General features: G+C 66.4%; 18 protein-coding genes. 1 reads left to right on the top strand and 17 read right to left on the bottom strand.

What is annotated here, in order from left to right; all coding sequences use genetic code 11:
• Nucleotides 1–32 precede the first annotated feature (32 nt).
• The 16 genes from HWX14_RS02110 to ndk all read right to left on the bottom strand — a co-directional run bounded on the left by HWX14_RS02110 (nucleotide 33) and on the right by ndk (nucleotide 16,560).
• Entirely contained in the window at nucleotides 33–629 is a 597-nt protein-coding gene (locus tag HWX14_RS02110) for a phosphoribosyltransferase (RefSeq protein ID WP_006478688.1), read from the bottom strand.
• Nucleotides 630–636: 7 nt separating this feature from the next.
• Nucleotides 637–1,983: an adenylosuccinate synthase gene (locus HWX14_RS02105; protein ID WP_175881347.1), complete on the bottom strand. Its 1,347-nt coding sequence runs from the start codon at nucleotides 1,981–1,983 to the stop codon at nucleotides 637–639.
• A 113-nt stretch (nucleotides 1,984–2,096) separates the two neighbouring features.
• The gene (locus HWX14_RS02100) at nucleotides 2,097–3,245 is read right to left on the bottom strand and encodes an ATP phosphoribosyltransferase regulatory subunit (protein ID WP_175881346.1); all 1,149 of its coding nucleotides are present in this window, start codon (nucleotides 3,243–3,245) and stop codon (nucleotides 2,097–2,099) included.
• Nucleotides 3,246–3,358: 113 nt separating this feature from the next.
• Nucleotides 3,359–3,550 carry a DUF2065 domain-containing protein gene (locus tag HWX14_RS02095; RefSeq protein ID WP_006478685.1) on the bottom strand — a complete coding sequence of 64 codons (192 nt, stop codon included), beginning with the start codon at nucleotides 3,548–3,550 and terminating at the stop codon, nucleotides 3,359–3,361.
• 36 nt (nucleotides 3,551–3,586) lie between these two features.
• Entirely contained in the window at nucleotides 3,587–4,486 is a 900-nt protein-coding gene (gene hflC / locus HWX14_RS02090; RefSeq protein ID WP_175881345.1) for a protease modulator HflC, read from the bottom strand.
• Nucleotides 4,487–4,501: 15 nt separating this feature from the next.
• A complete protein-coding gene (gene hflK, locus HWX14_RS02085; RefSeq protein ID WP_175881344.1) occupies nucleotides 4,502–5,848 on the bottom strand; it encodes an FtsH protease activity modulator HflK in 1,347 nt (448 codons plus the stop codon).
• 47 nt (nucleotides 5,849–5,895) lie between these two features.
• Complete coding sequence (gene hflX, locus HWX14_RS02080) at nucleotides 5,896–7,068, bottom strand: GTPase HflX (protein WP_006483315.1); 1,173 nt, start codon at nucleotides 7,066–7,068, stop codon at nucleotides 5,896–5,898.
• Between the two features lie 72 nt (nucleotides 7,069–7,140).
• A complete protein-coding gene (hfq, locus tag HWX14_RS02075) occupies nucleotides 7,141–7,380 on the bottom strand; it encodes an RNA chaperone Hfq (protein WP_006399927.1) in 240 nt (79 codons plus the stop codon).
• Between the two features lie 141 nt (nucleotides 7,381–7,521).
• Nucleotides 7,522–8,859, bottom strand: coding sequence for a ribosome biogenesis GTPase Der (der, locus tag HWX14_RS02070; protein WP_044848985.1), 1,338 nt, complete (start codon nucleotides 8,857–8,859; stop codon nucleotides 7,522–7,524).
• A gap of 247 nt (nucleotides 8,860–9,106) precedes the next feature.
• Nucleotides 9,107–10,252 (bottom strand): outer membrane protein assembly factor BamB, encoded by a 1,146-nt coding sequence (gene bamB, locus HWX14_RS02065; protein WP_175881343.1) that lies wholly within the window; start codon nucleotides 10,250–10,252, stop codon nucleotides 9,107–9,109.
• A 41-nt stretch (nucleotides 10,253–10,293) separates the two neighbouring features.
• Entirely contained in the window at nucleotides 10,294–10,923 is a 630-nt protein-coding gene (locus HWX14_RS02060; protein ID WP_006761402.1) for a tetratricopeptide repeat protein, read from the bottom strand.
• A 58-nt stretch (nucleotides 10,924–10,981) separates the two neighbouring features.
• Nucleotides 10,982–12,322 (bottom strand): histidine--tRNA ligase, encoded by a 1,341-nt coding sequence (gene hisS / locus HWX14_RS02055; RefSeq protein ID WP_011549689.1) that lies wholly within the window; start codon nucleotides 12,320–12,322, stop codon nucleotides 10,982–10,984.
• A 20-nt stretch (nucleotides 12,323–12,342) separates the two neighbouring features.
• Entirely contained in the window at nucleotides 12,343–13,647 is a 1,305-nt protein-coding gene (gene ispG / locus HWX14_RS02050) for a flavodoxin-dependent (E)-4-hydroxy-3-methylbut-2-enyl-diphosphate synthase (RefSeq protein WP_027806072.1), read from the bottom strand.
• 112 nt (nucleotides 13,648–13,759) lie between these two features.
• Nucleotides 13,760–14,776: a helix-turn-helix domain-containing protein gene (locus tag HWX14_RS02045; RefSeq protein ID WP_175881342.1), complete on the bottom strand. Its 1,017-nt coding sequence runs from the start codon at nucleotides 14,774–14,776 to the stop codon at nucleotides 13,760–13,762.
• Nucleotides 14,777–14,939: 163 nt separating this feature from the next.
• On the bottom strand, nucleotides 14,940–16,079 hold the full coding sequence (rlmN, locus tag HWX14_RS02040) for a 23S rRNA (adenine(2503)-C(2))-methyltransferase RlmN (RefSeq protein ID WP_011549686.1): 1,140 nt from the start codon (nucleotides 16,077–16,079) through the stop codon (nucleotides 14,940–14,942).
• Between the two features lie 55 nt (nucleotides 16,080–16,134).
• Nucleotides 16,135–16,560, bottom strand: coding sequence for a nucleoside-diphosphate kinase (gene ndk, locus HWX14_RS02035; protein WP_175881341.1), 426 nt, complete (start codon nucleotides 16,558–16,560; stop codon nucleotides 16,135–16,137).
• A 249-nt stretch (nucleotides 16,561–16,809) separates the two neighbouring features.
• Between ndk and HWX14_RS02030 the strand changes: the two genes are divergently transcribed.
• Nucleotides 16,810–17,508, top strand: a complete 699-nt coding sequence (locus tag HWX14_RS02030) for a Bax inhibitor-1/YccA family protein (protein ID WP_175881340.1) — start codon at nucleotides 16,810–16,812, stop codon at nucleotides 17,506–17,508.
• 62 nt (nucleotides 17,509–17,570) lie between these two features.
• On the opposite strand, the gene rlmD is transcribed toward HWX14_RS02030, so the two are convergent.
• A complete protein-coding gene (rlmD, locus tag HWX14_RS02025) occupies nucleotides 17,571–18,875 on the bottom strand; it encodes a 23S rRNA (uracil(1939)-C(5))-methyltransferase RlmD (RefSeq protein ID WP_347879817.1) in 1,305 nt (434 codons plus the stop codon).
• Between the last annotated feature and the right edge of the window lie 192 nt (nucleotides 18,876–19,067).

Raw genomic sequence — 19,067 nt, 5'->3', positions numbered from 1 at the left:
CGTGCAAGGCTTTCCTTCGATCGGCCGGCCGCTTACGCGCCCGAACCGTCGCGCTGCGCGCGACCGCGCTTGATCCACGCCTCGAGGTTGTGCGGACGCACCGTGTCCCACTCCTCGAACGGCTGATGAATCCACGGATTCGTCGGCAGGAACTGCGTGTGATAGTCGGGTTTGACCTTCGAGCAACCCTTGTACCAGAGCACGGCCGAGCGCACGGCCGTGACCGCCGGATAGCGCTCCTTCAGGTGCTCCTGCACGCGCGCGAGCGTGACGCCCGAATCGACGAGGTCGTCGACCAGCAGCACGTTGCCCGCGAGATGGCCGCGCGTCATCGTGATGTACTGCGCGATGTCGAGCTCGCCCTGCTCGGTGCCGGCCGCTTCCCGGTACGAACTCGTCGCAAGGATCGCGAGCGGCACGTCGTAGATGCGCGACAACTGATCGCCGACGCGCAGGCCGCCGCGCGCGAGGCACAGGATCTGGTCGAACTTCCAGCCCGACGCATGCACCTGGAGCGCGAGCAGCTCGATCAGACGGTGATACTCGTCCCAGCCTACCCACAGGTTCTTGTCGTCGTTGCGCGGATCGGTCATCAAGTCTGCCGCCGTCATCGTGATTTGCTGCGTCATCTGGGAATTACACCTTGAACGGATGGCGGAGCAGGATCGTTTCGTCGCGGTCCGGGCCCGTCGACACCATGTCGACCGGCACGCCAGCCACTTCCTGGACGCGGGCGAGGTAGGCCCGCGCATTCGCCGGCAGCGCGTCCCACGTATTGATCCCGACGGTGCTTTCCTTCCAGCCGGGGAACGTCTCGTACACCGGTTCGCAACGCGCGACATCGACCGCGCCGCGCGGCAGGATGTCCACGTCCTTGCCGTCGACGTGGTAACCGACGCACAGCTTGACTTCGTCGAGGCCGTCGAGCACGTCGAGCTTCGTCATGCACAGGCCCGACACGCCATTGATCTGGATCGAGCGGCGCAGCGCGGCCGCATCGAGCCAGCCGGTGCGGCGCGGACGGCCGGTGACCGAACCGAATTCCTTGCCGACGTTCGCGAGCGTGACGCCGATCTGGTCCTGACGCTGCGGGTTGTCCGCATCGTACAGCTCGCTCGGGAACGGGCCCGAGCCGACGCGCGTGCAATACGCCTTCGTGATGCCGAGGATGTAGTTGAGCTTCTGCGGACCGACGCCCGCGCCGGCCGACGCCGCACCGGCGACGCAGTTGCTCGACGTGACGAACGGATAGGTGCCGTGGTCGATGTCGAGCAGCGTGCCTTGCGCGCCTTCGAACAACAGGTTCTGGCCCGCGTTGTTCGCGTCGTACAGGCGGCGCGACACGTCGGCCACCATCGGCTTCAGGCGGTCGGCATAGCCGAGCATCGTGTCGAGCGTGGCCTGGAAATCGACGGCCGCACCGCCCAGATACTGGGTCAGCACGAAATTGTGGAAATCGAGATTTTCGCGCAGGCGATCGGCGAAGGTCTTCGCGTCGAACAGATCCTGCACGCGCAGCGCGCGGCGGCCGACCTTGTCTTCGTACGCGGGGCCGATGCCGCGGCCGGTCGTACCGATCTTGCCCGCGCCCTTGCGCGCTTCGCGCGCCTGGTCGATCGCGATGTGGTACGGCAGGATCAGCGTCGTGGCTTCGGAGATGAACAGGCGGTCGCGCACGTTCACGCCGGCTTCTTCGAGCTCGCCGATTTCCTTGAACAGTGCTTCGGGGGACAGAACGACGCCGTTGCCGATGTAGCAGGCGACGCCTTCACGCATGATGCCCGACGGAATGAGGCGCAAGATCGTTTTCTTGCCGCCGATGATGAGGGTGTGGCCGGCGTTGTGACCGCCCTGGAAACGCACGACGCCCTGAGCGTGGTCCGTCAGCCAGTCGACGATCTTGCCCTTGCCTTCATCACCCCATTGCGTTCCCACGACGACGACATTGCGCCCGGGAGTCACGTTCACTGCGCTGGCAGACATGTTGATTCGTTAGCTGGTTAAAAACGTATTCTACCTATGTTCGCGGGCGATTCCGAATTTTTCCGTTTCGCTTCAACGATATGCACGCCGAAGCACGGCCCGCGAACACCGCTTTATCGGGGTTCGACCACCCATGCGCCGTTGCGCTCGACGAGCGAACGATCGCATGCGAATTCGTCGAGCACGTGGTCGTGGCCCGGCAGCGCCTGGATCACGACCTCGCCCGCATCGCGCAGCGCCGCGACCGCCGCGCCCAGCGCGTCGTCCTGCGCCCACGGCGCGAGAATCGCGGTGCCGCGCGCCTCGACCGGCGAAATCCGCGCGAGCTCGCGCAGGTCGAGCGAGAAGCCCGTGGCCGGACGGGCGCGGCCATAGGCCTGCCCCACGTGGTCGTAACGGCCGCCGCGCGCGATCGCGTTCGGCACGCCGTCGATGTATGCGCTGAACATCGCGCCGCTGTGATACGCGTAGCCGCGCAGGTCCGCGAGATCGATCGCGACTTCGACGCCCTTCGCCTGCGCCGCAAGCTGCGCGAGATCATCGAGCGCCCGCGTGATTTCGGGCAGCACCGGCAGGCGCGCGCGCGCCTCGGCGAGCACGCTCGCGTCGCCGTACAGGTTCGGCAGCGCGCGCAGCGCGGCACGCGTATCGGCGCCGAGATCGTCGGTGAGTTCGTTCAGCAGCGGCACGTCCTTGCCCGACAGCGCGTCGTACAGCGACTCGCCGCGCTCGGCGGCCTGCGCGTCGCGCGCCAGCAGCGCCGCGAGCACGCCCGCGTGGCCGAGGTCGAGACGGATGCGCGACAGGCCCGCGAGATGCAGCGCGTCGAGCATCAGTTGCTGGATCTCGAGATCGGCCTCGAGCCCGGCGTGGCCGTAGATTTCTGCGCCGATCTGGATCTGCTCGCGCGTCGCGTGCAGGCCGCGCGGACGCGTATGCATCACGTGGCCCGCGTAGCAGAGGCGCGTCACGCCCTGACGGTTCAGCAAATGCGCGTCGATCCGTGCGACCTGCGGCGTGATGTCCGCGCGCAGGCCGAGCGTACGGCCCGACAGCTGATCGACCAGCTTGAAGGTGCGCAGGCGCAGATCGGCGCCGCCGCTCGTCAGCAGCGATTCGAGATACTCGAGCAGCGGCGGCATCACCATTTCGTAGCCGTACGAACGGAAGCGGTCGAGCAGCCTGCGGCGCAGCTCCTCGATCTTGCGCGCTTCCGACGGCAGCACGTCGGCGATATTCTCGGGAAGTAACCAGGTCGACATCGGTACGGTCCTACGACGGGAAACGGCGCGCGACACGCGCGCCGCGAGTTGAATCGGAACTTCGAAATCGGGCGGGACGAACGGCGGATGCGCCGTCCGGATCGGGGCGCCGGTCAGGTCGCGAGCAACAGCAGCACGAGTCCGAGCACCATCACGATCAGCCCGCCGATCCGGATATGATGCGGCGGCCGCTCGGCTATTCTACGAAACGTGTCGCGCCAGGCGACGGGAAACACGAAGGGGAACGCCCCCTCGATGATCAGCATCAGCGCTACTGCGAGCAACAACGAGCCAGCCAGGTCCATGCGAGCGACGGCGCCGCTCGACGCGGCGCCCCAAGGTCAATGTTTGCGGGGAGCAGGCGCCGCCGGTGCGGCACCGCCCGTCGGGCTGCGCATGAAGCGGAAGAACTCGCTGTCGGGATCGACGACGATGATGTCGTTGCGCTTGAACGTATTCCGGTAGGCCTGCAGGCTCGCGTAGAACTGATAGAACTGCGGATCGCGGCCGAACGCATCGGCGGCGATCGTCGCGGCCTTCGCGTCGCCCTCGCCCTTGATCGTCTGCGCGGACTTGTACGCGTTCGCGAGCACGGCCTGCTGCTCGCGTTCGGCGTCGGCCTTGATCTGCTCGACGTCGGCCGCGCCTTGCGCACGCACTTGCGCCGCCTGATCGCGCAACGCGCCGATCATCCGTTGATAGACGGCATCCGTCTGCGCGGCTGGCAGGTCGACACGCGTCAGCTGGACGTCGACCACGTCGACTCCGAAACCGGACGCTTGCGCCTTCGCCGCATCGCGCGCCGCATCGGCGATCGCGCGCTGACCGCCGAGGGCATCGTCGAGCGCGCGCTTGGCGAATGCATCGCCGAGCGCACCCTTCAGCGCGCCCGACAGCCGGTCGGCCGCCGCCGCCGGGTCGCCGCCCGTCGCGGTGAAATATTTCATCGGATCGCTGATCCGGTACTTCACCGCATACGCGACGAGCAGGTCGTGCTTGTCTTCGGTTGCCAGTTGCAGCGGATCGGACGACTCGAGCGACTGCAGGCGCGTGTCGATCAGCGTGGCCGTCTGCAGCGGCGGCGGCAGCTTGAAGTGGACGCCGGGCCCCGCGAGCTCCGGCTGCGTGCCGTCGCGGCCCGACAGCACGGCCGCGTGGCGCGGATCGACGGTGAGGACCGTCGACGACGCCGCGAAGGCAACGATCACGATTGCGACGACGAGCGCAATGATTCGGTTCATGTTCTGCGTTCCCCGTTACTTCGTATCGTCTTCACGCGAACGGCTGCGAAACGCTTCGCGCGATCGCAGCACGTCGACACCCGACGCGGTGGCGGCCGGTGCGGCGCTCGCCGGCGCGGCAGCGGCTGCCGCCGGCGCCGTGGCCGCCGGTGCCGACGCCGCATCGGGTGCGGACGCGCCGGTCGACGCCGCGGCGTTTTGCCGCCCCTGCTCGACGAGCTTGTCGAGCGGCAGATAGACGACGCTGTTGCCGCCCTTGTTGCCGACGAACACCTTCGTCGCGTTCGAATAGATTTCCTGCATCGTCTCGAGATACATCCGCTCGCGGATGACCGCGGGCGCCTTCGAGTACTGCGCGTAGACCTGCTTGAAGCGGTCCGCGTCGCCTTCGGCTTCGGTGACCACGCGATCGGCATACGCCTTCGCCTCGTCGACGAGCTTCGCCGCGTCGCCCTGCGCCTTCGGCAGCAGGTCGCTCGCATACGCCTGCGCGGCGCGCTTCGCGGCCTCGCGCTCGTCACGCGCCTTCGCGACTTCGGCGTACGCGGCCTGGGTCTGCTCGGGCGCCGCGACGCTCTGCATCGTGACGGCCGTCACCTCGAGCCCCGACTGGTAGCGGTCGAGATCGCGCTGGATCGCGGTGGCAAGCTGCTCGCGCAGCGCGTCGCGATCCTGGTTCAGCATGTCGGCCGCGCTGCGCGTGCCGACGATCGCGCGCACCGCGGCCTGCGCGGCCTGCGACACGCTGCGCTCGGGATCGACGCTGCGGAACAGGTAATCGGTGGCGGAACGGATCCGGTACTGGACGATGAAGCGCACGTCGACGATATCGGCATCGCGCGTCAGCATCGCCGCTTCCTTCACGTTCGCGAGGCGCACGACGTTGTTGCGGCCGATCTCGATCGAGCGGACCTGCGACGTATCGACGATCTCGTGCGACGCGAACGGATACGGCGCGCGCCAGTGCACGCCCTGGCCGACCGTGCCGGACAGCTTGCCGAGCTGCAGCACGACGCCCGTCTGGCCTTCCTGCACGACGAACAGCCCGCTGCCCGCATAGACCGCGACCAGCACGCCGATCACGATGCCGACGCCGACGCGTGCGGCCCGGCCGTTGTCGGGACGGAAGCCGTTGCCGCCCTTGCCGCCGAACAGGCCGCTCAGGCGCCGGTTGAAGTTGCGCCACATCTCGTCGAGATCGGGCGGACCGTCGCCGTCTCCGCCTGGCGGACGCTTCGATTCGTTCGCGCGCGGACGGGATCCGTCCTTGCCATTGCCTTCGCCGCGTCCCCAGCGGGGATCGTTGATCGACAGCAAGGCGCGCATCCGCCGCCAGGTACTCCGCTCGTTGTATTCGTTCACCAGAGTTTGTTCACCAGATTGGACGCCGGCGAACCGGCCGGGACCGGTTAGCGCCCGTGTTCGGAAATCGTGTGGTCTTCGTGTGGTTCAGCGGACGTGCCATCGAGCGCGTCGGGTAACGTCGCGCTGGAAAGGTGTTCCGCGGAGGCGATTTCGGCGATGGCGGCACGCAACGTATCGAGACCCTGACCGGTGCGTGCGCTCAAAAAGACGCGCGAAATATTACCATACTCGTCCCGCTCGACCGCGTCGCCGCGGGCCGCCAGCTCGGGCACGGCGTCGATCTTGTTGAACACCAGGACCTGCCGGATCGTGTCCGCACCGATCTCGTGCAACACGCCGTTGACCTGCTCGATCTGCTCGAGCCGGACCGCGCTCGACGCATCGACCACATGCAGCAGCAGATCCGCGTGGATCGTTTCCTCGAGGGTCGCGCGGAACGCCGCGACGAGCTGGTGAGGCAGCTCGCGGATGAACCCGACCGTATCGGACACGACGATCTGCCCGACCTCGTCGCCGAGGTACACGCGCCGCGACGTCGTATCGAGCGTCGCGAACAGCTGGTCGGCCGCGTACGCCTGCGCTTTCGTCAGCGCATTGAACAGCGTCGACTTGCCCGCGTTCGTATAGCCGACGAGCGACACCGACATCGTGCCGCTGCGCGCGCGCTGCCGGCGCTGCGTGCTGTGCTGGCGGCGCAGCCGGTCGAGCCGCGACTTCAGCATCTTGATGCGTTCGCCGATCAGCCGGCGGTCGGTTTCGAGCTGGGTTTCGCCGGGGCCGCGCAGGCCGATACCGCCCTTTTGCCGCTCGAGGTGGGTCCACGCGCGAATCAGCCGGGTCGACAGGTATTGCAGCTGCGCGAGCTCGACCTGCAGCTTGCCTTCGTGGCTGCGGGCACGCTGCGCGAAGATGTCGAGGATGAGGCTCGTGCGATCGACCACGCGCCGGTTAAGCGCCTGCTCCAGATTGCGTTGCTGGGCCGGTGCGAGGGCGTGGTTGAAGATGACGATTTCGACGTTGTGCGCGTCGCAGGCAAGCCGCAGTTCTTCGGCTTTGCCGCTGCCGATGAACATCTTGGCATCGGGACTGGCGCGACGCCCGGTGAGGGTGACGGCGGGACGGGCCCCCGCACTGGAGGCGAGAAGACTGAGTTCTTCGAGACTGGCTTCGAAATCGGTCTTGCCGAAATCGATGCCGACGAGCGCTGCGTTGATCAAATTATCGGGTGTCAAGATAAGGCGGCTGGCATCGGTCGCTCGCGGCGACCGGATGCCGGCCGCTGCGATAGGTTAGGACGAGGCTTCCGCGTCCGGGTGGAAATTCACCGGGCGCGCCGGCACGACCGTCGAGATGGCGTGTTTGTAAACCATCTGGGTCACCGTATTACGGAGCAACACGACGTACTGGTCGAACGATTCAATGTTCCCTTGAAGCTTGATGCCGTTGACGAGGTAGATCGAAACGGGAACGTGCTCTTTGCGCAGTGCGTTCAAAAACGGGTCTTGTAACAATTGCCCTTTGTTGCTCATGGCGTACTCCATCTTTTTTTGCAGGTTGATCTGGATTGGCGACGAAGAAAAAGAGATCCGGCGCCAATCGCTACACTATAGCTGATTTTGCCTGCCCCGCCCGGCCACTGGCCATACGGCCAATGCCTTGCGGGGCGTGCTTCAGCCCTTGTCCGCGTACGGGTTGTTCGACGAACGGAACTCTATGCGCAATGGAGTCCCGGTCAGCGAGAAAGTTTCGCGGAATCGGTTTTCGAGGTAACGCTTGTACGTTTCCGTCACCGCGTCGAGCGCGTTGCCGTGGATCACGATCAGCGGCGGATTCTGGCCGCCCTGGTGCGCGTAGCGCAGCTTCGGACGCACCGGGCCGCGACGGCGCGGCTGCTGGAATTCGACAGCCTCGATCAGCGCGCGCGTGAGCTTCGGCGTCGGCAGTTTCGCCATCGCCGCCGCGTACGCGTCGTCGACCGAGCGCATCAGCGCGCCGATGCCCGTCTTCTTCGCGGCCGAAATGTAGTGCGACTTCGCGAAGTCGAGGAATTTCAGCTTGCGGGTCAAATCCGCTTTCGCGCGGTCGCGCGCGTGGTCGTCAAGGCCGTCCCACTTGTTGACGCCGATCACGAGCGCGCGGCCCTGCTCGACGACGAAGCCGGCGATGTGCGCGTCCTGGTCGGAAATGTCCTGCTGCGCATCCAGCAGAAGAATGACGACGTTCGCGTCGGAGATCGACTGCAGCGTCTTCACGACCGAGAACTTCTCGATCGCCTCGAACACCTTGCCGCGGCGTCGCAGGCCGGCCGTGTCGATCAGCGTGTATTTCTTGCCGTTACGCTCGAAGTCGACGTAGATCGAATCGCGCGTCGTGCCCGGCATGTCGAACGCGATCACGCGGTCCTCGCCGATCAGCGCGTTGACGAGCGTCGACTTGCCGACGTTCGGCCGGCCGACGATGGCGATCTTGATGCCGCGCGACGGATCGTCCTCGTCCGCTTCCTCGGGCTGGCCCGCATACGCGACTTCCAGCGCCTCGTTGATCATGTCGGTCACGCCGTCGCCGTGCGCGGCGGAGATCGCGCGCGGATCGCCGAGGCCGAGCTCGTAGAAGTCCGTCGCGACCGCCGTGTACTTCATCCCCTCGGCCTTGTTGACGACGAGGAAGATCGGCCGGCCGGTCTTGCGCAGGTAGTCGGCGATCGACTTGTCCTGCGGCGCGAGCCCGTTGCGGCCGTCGACGATGAACACGACGACGTCGGCTTCCTCGACCGCCTGCCGCGTCTGGCGCGCCATTTCGTGCAGGATGCCGTCCTTCGCGACGGGTTCGAAGCCGCCCGTATCGACGACCAGGTAAGGCCGTGCGCCGACGCGCCCTTCGCCGTAATGGCGATCGCGCGTCAGGCCGGGCAAGTCGGCGACCAGCGCATCGCGCGAGCGCGTGAGCCGGTTGAACAGCGTGGATTTCCCCACATTGGGGCGCCCAACGAGGGCAATGACCGGTTTCATCTGTGTTTTCTACGGTGATGCGCAGCAGCGGGAGGCCCGCTGCTGCGGGCGGCTGCGCTGAATGAAAATATCACGAATTCGCGCCGCGCCGGATGCGCGCGCCCGGCGCGCGTTGCGCGCCGTCGTCTTTCGTCTCGAACTGCCTTTCAAATACCGAGCGGCCGGGAGCGCCGGCCGCCTTCAAGTCGCGCGGCCGCGGCGCGCGGGACCGGCCCGCCGCGCCACGGCCGCACCGGTTTCCTGCGCGTCAGCGCGGGCGGAACCCGTACAGGCCGCCGTCCTTCGTCTGCACGACGAGCGTATTGCCCGCGAGGACCGGCGCCGCCGTGATCGCGCTGCCGTCGGTCTTCATCCGCGCGATGAAGCTGCCGTCCTCGCGCGACAGGAAGTGCACGAAGCCCTTGTAATCGCCCATCACGACCGCGTGCCCGAGCAGGTACGGCACGCCGACGTCACGGCTCTTCAGCTTGTCGTTGCGCCAGAGCTGGTTGCCCGTGGCCGCGTCGTACGCGGTGACGACCGACCAGTCGTCGCCGCCGGCGACCACCGAATCGTCCTGCGCGAGGCCGCTGCGGCTCGAGAACGGCTTTTCCCACAGCGGACGGCCCGAGTTCGCATCGAAGCAGCCGAGCTGACCCTGGAACGTCACCGCGCAAGCTTCCGCGCCCACGAGCGTCGGCGGGCCGCTGACGTCGTTGATGCGCTCGACCTCGGTCACGCCCTTCGGGAACGACACCGGGGTCTGCCAGAACGGCTCGCCCGTCTGCAGATTGATCGCGACCAGACCGCCGCCCGGGAAGCCCGCGAGCACGGCCGCGTCGCCCGCGAACGTCATGCCGGCCGACACGCGCAGGTTCAGCGGCACCGCGCGGTTGCGGTAGTTCCACTTCTGCTCGCCCGTCTGCGCGTTGAACGCGATCACCTGGCCGTCGATCGTGCGGACGACCACGAGGCCGTTGCCGACGAGCGGCGGCGAGAAGATCTCGCCCTGCACGCTGGTCTTCCACAGCTGCTTGCCGTCCGGGCCCAGCACGAACACGCCGCCCTTCAACGCACCGACCGCGGTCAGGTTGCCGTCGCTGCCGACCCCGGCCGACAGGTCCGAACCGACCTTCGAGCGCCACAGCGTCTGGCCCGTCTTCGCGTCGATCTTCTCGACCGAACCGTTTTCGCCCGCCGCATAGACGGCGTCGCCCACGGCCACCGGCGAGAACAGGTAGCGTCCGCCCTTGCCGACGCTCGCCTTCCAGACCTGTTGCACGTCCATGACGGGCTTGAACTCGGTGAGCGGCGTCGGCACGCGGCGCGCGTCCTTCGACGACGAGCAAGCCGCCAAAGCGAGGACAGCCGCCGCGCAGGCAACGGGCACAGCGTAACGTTTCAGCAAATTCATCGGTTAGCGAAGCAGAGTTAAGAGGTTGAGGGGACCGGGATTCAGCCGCCGAGCGCGTCCAGCTTGAACTGCACGAGCTGGCGCGCGGACTGGTCGTCCTTCGACAGGCCGTCGAGCGCGAGCTTGTAGGCCGCGCGCGCATCGTCGGTCTTGCCTTGCGCGGCCAGCAGATCGCCGCGACGATCGGCCACGAGGCCCTTGAATGCATCGACCGGCGTGCCCGACAGCAGCGCGAGGCCCGCATCGTACGCCTTCTCGTCGAGCAGCAGCGACGCGAGACGCAGCTTCGCGATCTGCTTGTACTCTTCGTCCTTGGCGTGATCGGCCGCCCATTGCAGCTGCGCCTTCGCGCCTGCCGCGTCGCCGGCCGCATACAGCGTCTTCGCGGCCGCGAGCGCCGTCATCTGCGCATACGGCGTGCTGCCGAACTTGTCTTCCATGTCGGCGGCCGCGCGGGCCATCGTCGCCTTGTCGTTCGCGGCGGCGGCCTTCTGGACCTGCTCGTACAGCCCGGACGCCTCGGCAGCCTGACGGCGCTGCCAGTAGTTCCAGCCGTTGAAACCGGCCGCGACGACGAGCGCCGCGAGCACGATCCACGTGGTGAGGTTGCCCCAGCGGGCCCACCACGCCTTGAGACTTTCAATCGATTCTTGTTCGTCGTGATAACTCATCGGCGAGCGATTCCTTCTTCCTGTTCAGGCTTTTCTTGTCGAGCGGATGCCAGCGCGATCAGTCGTCGCCGTCTTCGGCGGATGCAACCATCGCATTGATTAGGAATTCGGTCAAGCTTTCGACCGGTACGGTCTGCTGAACGTTCTTTTCCCCTTCCGCACCCGCGCCGCGCAACGCTTTCACGCCCACCGTGCCGTTCGCGACCTCTTCTTCGCCGAAGATCACCGCGAACGCGGCGCCGCTCGCATCGGCCCGCTTCATCTGCGACTTGAAGCTCGCCGGCGCGCCGTCGGCGCTGCAGTGGAAGATCACGTCGAGGCCCGTGTCGCGCAGGCGCTCGGCCGCGATGAACGCCTGTTCGCGTGCCGTGTCGCCCTGGTGCACGACGTAGACGTCGACGCCTTCCTGCTCGGGCGCCAGATCCTCTTCCTTCAGCAGTTCGAGGATCCGCTCGATGCCCATCGCCCAACCGCATGCGGCGGTCGGCTTGCCGCCGAGCTGCTCGATCAACGGATCGTAGCGGCCGCCGGCCGCGACCGTGCCCTGCGCGCCGAGCTTGTCGGTCACCCACTCGAACACGGTCAGGTTGTAGTAATCGAGGCCGCGCACGAGACGCGGGTTGATCTTGAACGGAATGTTGTTCGCGAGCAGCAGGCGCTGCAGCCCTTCGAAGTGCGCGCGCGATTCGTCGCCGAGGAAGTCGATCAGCTTCGGCGCGTTCTGCGCGATGTCCTGCAGCGCGGGATTCTTCGTGTCGAGCACGCGCAGCGGGTTCGTATACAGGCGGCGCTTCGCGTCCTCGTCGAGCACGTCGGCGAACTGCTCGAGGTACTTGATCAGTTCGACGCGGTGCGCGGCGCGCTCTTCGGCGAGGCCGAGCGAGTTGATCTCGAGCTTGATGCCGGTCAGGCCGAGGTCGTCCCACAGGCGCTGGCACATCATGATGATCTCGGCATCCGCATCCGGGCCCGCGAAGCCGAGCGCCTCGACGCCGACCTGGTGGAACTGGCGATAGCGGCCGCGCTGCGGACGCTCGTGACGGAACATCGGGCCGATGTACCACAGGCGCTTCGGGCCGTCGTACAGCATGTTGTGCTCGATCGACGCACGCACGACGGCCGCGGTGTTTTCCGGGCGCATCGTCAGGTTCTCGCCGTTCAGCGCGTCGGTGAAGCTGTACATCTCCTTCTCGACGATGTCCGTGACTTCGCCGATGCCGCGCGTGAACAGCTGCGTGTGTTCGACGATCGGCGTGCGGATGTTCTGGTAGCCGTACGCGCGCAGCAGCGATTTCACGGTAGCTTCGAAGAACTCCCACAGGCCGGCATCCTGCGGAAGGATGTCGTTCATGCCCTTGACGCCGGTGAGCTTCTCGATCTTGCGTTTCTGTTCAGTCATCGTTCGTGTGTGTGGACGAATTAGTTCAGGGCCTCGGTGCGGCCGTAATTGCGTGCGACGTAGTCGCTGACGATCTGCTGGAATTCCTCGGCGATCCGCTCGCCGCGCAGCGTCTTGACCTTCTCGCCGTCGATGAAGACGGGCGCGGCCGGGTTCTCGCCCGAACCCGGCAGGCTGATGCCGATGTTCGCGTGCTTCGATTCGCCCGGGCCGTTGACGATGCAGCCCATCACCGCGACGTTCATCTTCTCGACGCCCGGATATTCCTTGCGCCACGCGGGCATCTGCTCGCGCAGATACGTCTGGATCTGCATCGCGAGCTCCTGGAACAGCGTGCTCGTCGTGCGGCCGCAGCCCGGGCACGCGATCACCATCGGCGCGAACGAGCGCAGGCCCATTGTCTGCAGGATTTCCTGGCCGACGATCACCTCGCCCGTGCGCGACGCGCCCGGTTCCGGCGTCAGCGAGATGCGGATCGTGTCGCCGATCCCTTCCTGCAGCAGCACGCCGAGCGCGGCCGTCGACGCGACGATGCCCTTCGAGCCCATGCCGGCCTCGGTCAGCCCGAGGTGCAGCGCGAAGCCGCAGCGGCGGCCGAGTTCGCGGTACACGGCGATCAGGTCCTGCACGCCGCTGACCTTGCACGACAGCACGATGCGGTCGCGGCCGAGGCCGAGCTCGACCGCGCGTTCGGCCGAGCCGATCGCCGACTGGATCAGCGCCTCGTACATCACGCTCTGCGCGTCCCACGGCTGCGCACGCGCGCCGTTCTCGTCCATCATGCGTGCGAGCAGATCCTGGTCGAGGCTGCCCCAGTTCACGCCGATCCGCACCGGCTTGTCGTACTTCGCCGCCGCCTCGATCATCTGCGCGAACTGCGTGTCGCGCTTCGCGCCCTGACCGACGTTACCGGGATTGATCCGGTACTTCGACAGCGACTCCGCGCAGCCCGGGTAGTCGCGCAGCAGCAGGTGGCCGTTGTAGTGGAAATCGCCGACGAGCGGCACGGTCACGCCCATCCGGTCGAGCTGCTCGCGAATCGCCGGCACGGCGGCCGCGGCTTCGGGCGTGTTGACCGTGATGCGCACCAGTTCGGAGCCCGCATTCGCGAGTTCCTTGATCTGGATCGCCGTGCCGATCGCGTCGGCCGTGTCGGTATTCGTCATCGACTGCACGCGCACCGGCGCGTCGCCGCCGATCGTCACCAGTTGCCCGCCCCAGCGGACATCCACCGCATGCGATACGCGGCGCGGCTGATGCCCGCCGAACACCGGCTCGGTTGAACAAATCTGACTGCTGCGTGGGGATTGAGCTTCGGATTGCATCGATAGATCCATTTACGCGGAATGCGCCGCGACGCGGCGCATGAATTGAAAAAGCGCCGTGCCCTCACGGCCTGCCGATATCGGCGACAGGCCTTCGCCACGGCGCTTGACGTCAGGGCAACGTGAACCGCGCCACGTTACCCCGCGCTGCCGAATATTTTGCCGGATCGACCGGTTTTCCGTCGAACGCAACCGCGTCGAGGCCGGCCTTGTTGCCGATCGTGACCTTGAACGGCCCGTCACCGGCCACCTGCTTCGTTTCGCCGGCACGCACCAGCGCCGAGAACAGCTCCTTGCCGTTCTTGTCGCGCACGCTGAACCAGCAATCCTGCTTGACCTTCAGTTCGACCATCGACTGGCCCGCCGCCACCACGACGCTCGCCGGCTGGGCCGGCGCCGCGGTGCTTGCCGCCGCCGTTGCCGCCACGGGCTGCGACACAGCCGCCATCGCGACCGGGGCCGCAGGCGCCGGAACGGCCGACGCCATCGCCTGCGCCGGCCCAGCCGATGCAGCAGCCGGGGCCGGAACCTCATTCGCAACCACCGCCGACGCGCCGGTCGTCGCCGCTTCTTCGGTAGACGACGATGCCGTCGCCGCGCTCGCTGCCGACGCATGTTCGGCGTCGCCGCCCTTGAAGCGTGCGAGCAGGCTCGACGAATCGCCGCCAGTGTGCCACATCAGTACGGCGACCACCGCGACGATGACGATCCCCGTTCCCCACAGCCACGGATGGTGGCGCGACGAGCCGCCCAGCGGAATCGACACGCGGCCGCGCGGCAGATCCGTGCCCGACGACGCAGGCATCGACAGGTCGACTTCCGGTACCCCGCGCTCGCGGCGCAGCGCCTGCGCGAACGGCTCCGGATCGACGCCGAGCATCTTCGCGTAGCTGCGCACGACGCCGAGCGCGAACGTCACGCCGGGCAAATGGCTGATGTCGCCGGCCTCGAGCGCCCGGAGCTTTTGCGGTGCGACCTTGAGTCGCGCCGACACGTCGTCGACCGACCAGCCCTTCGTCTCCCGAAGCTGCGCCAGCCGGCTGCCGACCGCCGCCAGCGATTCCAGTCCGGCCGGTGCCGACTTCGCGGCATTCGTCTCTGCGCCGTTAGACGGCTGCGGCTCACTCATCCTTGTCCTCGCGTCGATTCTTCTTCACTGGCGGCTGCCGCCGGCTCCTGCCGGCCGGCACCCGCAACGGTTCATACCATGCGCGGCGCCGAGGCGCCGCGACCGATCGCTATTCGCGTGTTGCACCGCCAAAGGGTTCGGGCACCCCGGCCAGGTGCCCCCGTCAAACTGCCCGAACTTCGATGATTTTTCCTGCTGCGCCCGTTCGCTCCGCGAGGCGCGTGCGATCCTTCACCGCGCCGGCCAGTTGCCCGCACGCGGCGTCGATGTCGTCGCCGCGCGTCTTGCGCACGGTCGTGACGACACCCGCGTCGATGAGGACCTGCGCGAAGCGCTTGATCTGCTCCGGCTTCGAGCGGATGAGGCCCGATTCCGGAAACGGATTGAACGGGATCAGGTTGAACTTGCACGGCACGTCACGCGTGACGGCCAGCAGTTCGCGCGCATGCGCTTCGGTGTCGTTGACGCCGTCGAGCATGCAGTATTCGAACGTGATGAAGTCGCGCGGCGCGACCTTCAGATAACGCTGGCACGCGGCCATCAGCTCGCGCAGCGGATACTTCTTGTTGAGCGGCACCAGCTCGTCGCGCAGCGCATCGTTCGGCGCATGCAGCGAAACGGCCAGCGCGACCGGCAACTCGGCGCCGAGGCGGTCCATCATCGGCACCACGCCGGACGTGGACAGCGTGACGCGACGGCGCGACAGGCCGTACGCGTTGTCGTCGAGCATCAGCCGCATCGCGGGGACGACCGCGCTGTAATTCAGCAGCGGCTCGCCCATGCCCATCATCACCACGTTGGTGACGACCCGTTCGGCCTTGCCGTTCGGGCCGGGCGCGCGGCCCAGCGACGCTCGCAATGCAAATTCGGCCATCCGGAGCTGGCCGATGATTTCGGCTGTCGACAGGTTGCGGGAGAAGCCCTGCTTGCCCGTCGAACAGAAGCGGCAGTTCACCGCGCACCCGGCCTGCGACGACACGCACAGCGTGCCGCGCGTCTCTTCCGGGATGAACACGGTTTCGACCGCATTGCCGTTTCCGACGTCGATCAGCCACTTGCGCGTGCCGTCGGTGGAAACGTGATCGCTGGCGATGTCGGGCATCACGATCGATGCGCGGCCCTTGAGCTTTTCTCTCAGGGACTTCGCGAGATCGGTCATGCCGTCGAAATCGCCGGCGTTGTACTGGTGGATCCAGCGCTGCAACTGCTTGGCGCGGAACGGCTTCTCGCCCAGGCTGCCGCAGTACGCGACAAGACCCTCGGCGTCGAAGTCGAGAAGGTTGACGGAAGTTTCGCTCGTCATGATGTGCTGCCTTGCCGCGTGCGCTGAATCCTGCCTACTTGCTGTCAGCCAGGGCTTAACGCGAGTAAACGTTGATTTCCGGGAAGAAGAACGCGATTTCGACCGCTGCCGTTTCCGCAGCGTCCGAGCCGTGCACGGCGTTCGCGTCGATGCTGTCGGCGAAGTCGGCGCGGATCGTGCCCTTTTCCGCCTTCTTCGGATCCGTCGCGCCCATCAGGTCGCGGTTCTTCAGGATCGCGCCTTCACCTTCCAGAACCTGGATCATCACCGGGCCCGAGATCATGAAATCGACGAGGTCCTTGAAGAACGGACGCGCTGCGTGAACCGCGTAGAACTTCTCTGCGTCGGCACGCGACAGGTGCGCCATGCGCGATGCGACGATCTTCAGGCCGGCGCCTTCGAAACGGCTGTAGATCTGGCCGATCACGTTCTTTGCCACCGCATCCGGCTTGATGATCGACAGGGTGCGCTCGATTGCCATAAAAACTCCAAAAAATTAAGAAGTTACAGGTTCAAATGAATCCGCTATTGTAGCACGATCCCGTGTATCATTGCGATTGAACCCTTACACGAATGAAAGGTTCGGAATCCCTGTATTTTGTTCCGCCGGGCCATTGAAACCTCCCGGCACGGAACGTATCTTAGCCATAGCTGCCCTGGTTTGCTGCGCCGCACATCGCGCGCGCCGAACCGGCCCCGGACGCCCACGCGTTCAATGTTAGGAGAAACCATGAACGACTATCCGTACAATTTCGGCCGCGGCGGTTCCGTCAGCACCGCCGAGGTTCGCAACCGCGTGCTGCGGAACACGTACTGGCTGCTCGCGCTGTCGATGGTGCCGACCGTGCTGGGCGCCTGGGTCGGCGTCGCGACGGGCTTCTCGCTGTTCGCGGCCACCAGCCCGATGATGAGCCTGCTTGCGTTCTTCGCGATCGCGTTCGGCTTCATGTTCGCGATCGAGCGGACCAAGAACAGCGCAGCCGGCGTGTTCGTGCTGCTCGGCTTCACGTTCTTCATGGGCCTGATGCTGTCGCGGCTGCTGAGCTTCATCCTCGGCTTCTCGAACGGCCCGTCGCTGATCATGCTCGCGTTCGGCGGCACCGGCATCATCTTCGCCACGATGGCGACGATCGCCACCGTCAGCAAGCGCGACTTCTCGGGGCTCGGCAAGTGGCTGTTCATGGGCGTGATCGTGATCCTGCTCGCGTCGGTCGCGAACATGTTCCTGCACCTGCCGGCGCTGATGCTCACCGTGTCGGTGCTCGCGATCGCGATCTTCTCGGCCTACATGCTGTTCGACGTCCAGCGCGTCGTGAACGGCGGCGAGACGAACTACATCTCGGCCACGCTCGCGATCTACCTCGACCTGTACAACGTGTTCACGAACCTGCTCGCGCTGCTCGGCATCTTCGGCGGCAACCGCAACTGACGTTCGGCACGCACCATGAAAAACCGGCCCGAGGGCCGGTTTTTTTACGTCCGCCGCCCGGCTCAGTCGCGCTCGAACAGCGCGATCGATTCGACGTGCGACGTATTCGGGAACATGTTCACGACCCCGGCGCCCTTCAGCCGGTAGCCGGCCTCGTGCACGAGCAGGCCCGCGTCGCGCGCGAGCGTCGACGGATTGCACGACACGTAGACGATGCGCTTCGGCAGCGGGCCTTCACCGCTCTGCGCGATCTCGGCCAGCGCCTTCGACACCGCGAGCGCGCCTTCGCGCGGCGGGTCGATCAGGAACTTGTCGAATGCGCCGAGCGCGCGCAGATCGTCGCCCGTGACCTCGAACAGGTTCCGGCACGCGAACGTCGTGTGGCCGTCGACACCGTTCTCGCGTGCGTTCGCGAGCGCGCGCGTGGTCAGCGTGTCGCTGCCCTCGATACCCATCACTTCGCGCGACAGCCGCGCGAGCGGCAGCGTGAAGTTGCCGATCCCGCAGAACAGGTCGAGCACGCGATCGTCGCGCGACGGCGCGAGCAGACGCAGCGCACGGCCCACCAGCACGCGGTTGATCTGGTGATTGACCTGCGTGAAGTCGGTCGGCTTGAACGGCATGCGGATGCCGAATTCCGGCAGCGTATAGTCGAGCGACACGTCGAGCGGATAGAACGGCGTCACCGTGTCCGGCCCCTTCGGCTGCAGCCAGAACTGCACGTTGTGCTCGTCCGCGAACGCGCGCAGCAGCGCTTCGTCGTCCGCGTTGATCGGCTCCAGCACGCGCAGCACGAGTGCCGTGACGGTCGAGCCGACCGCGAGTTCGATTTGCGGCATCCGGTCGCGAATCGACAGCCCCTCGACGAGCCGGCGCAGCGGCACGAGCATCGCCGACACGTGCGGCGGCAGCACTTCGCAGCTCGTCATGTCGGCCACGTAGCTGCTCTTCTTCTCGTGGAACCCGACGAGCACGCCGCCCTTCTTCGCGACGTTGCGCACGGTCAGGCGCGCGCGGTAGCGATAGCCCCACGACGGACCGTGGATCGGTGCGAACATCGTTTCCGCGCGCAGCTTCGCCAGGTGCCACAGGTTGTCTTCGAGCACGCGCTGCTTGACCGCCACCTGCGCGCGCATGTCGAGATGCTGCATCGAGCAGCCGCCGCAGGTGCCGAAGAACGTGCACTTCGGCTGCGTGCGCATCACACTCGGGCGCAGAATGTCGACAACCGTTGCCTGCTCGTAGCTCGGCTTGCGGCGATAGCTCGAATAGGTCACGCGTTCGCCCGGCAGCGCACCTTCGACGAAGATCACCTTGCCCGGCTGACCGTCCTCGGTCATCGTGCGGCCGACACCGCGCGCTTCCATGTCGAGCGATTCGATCTCGAGAACCGGGGCGGGCCCGGGCGCGACGGGCGCGTTTTTCGATTTGCGCGCAGAAGTGGGGACGGCTTCGGACACCAGCTTTTCCTGACAAACGTTGAAGAAGGCGAGATTGTAGACGACGAAGGCTCCCGTCGCGCGCTTTCGTCGCGCAAGCGTCGAAGCCGATGCGCATGC

It is taken from the genome of Burkholderia sp. BCC0044, assembly GCF_902832955.1.
Lineage (GTDB): Bacteria > Pseudomonadota > Gammaproteobacteria > Burkholderiales > Burkholderiaceae > Burkholderia.
The sequence above is the reverse complement of the archived record's forward strand: the minus strand, read 5'-3'. Positions and strand labels throughout refer to the sequence as shown.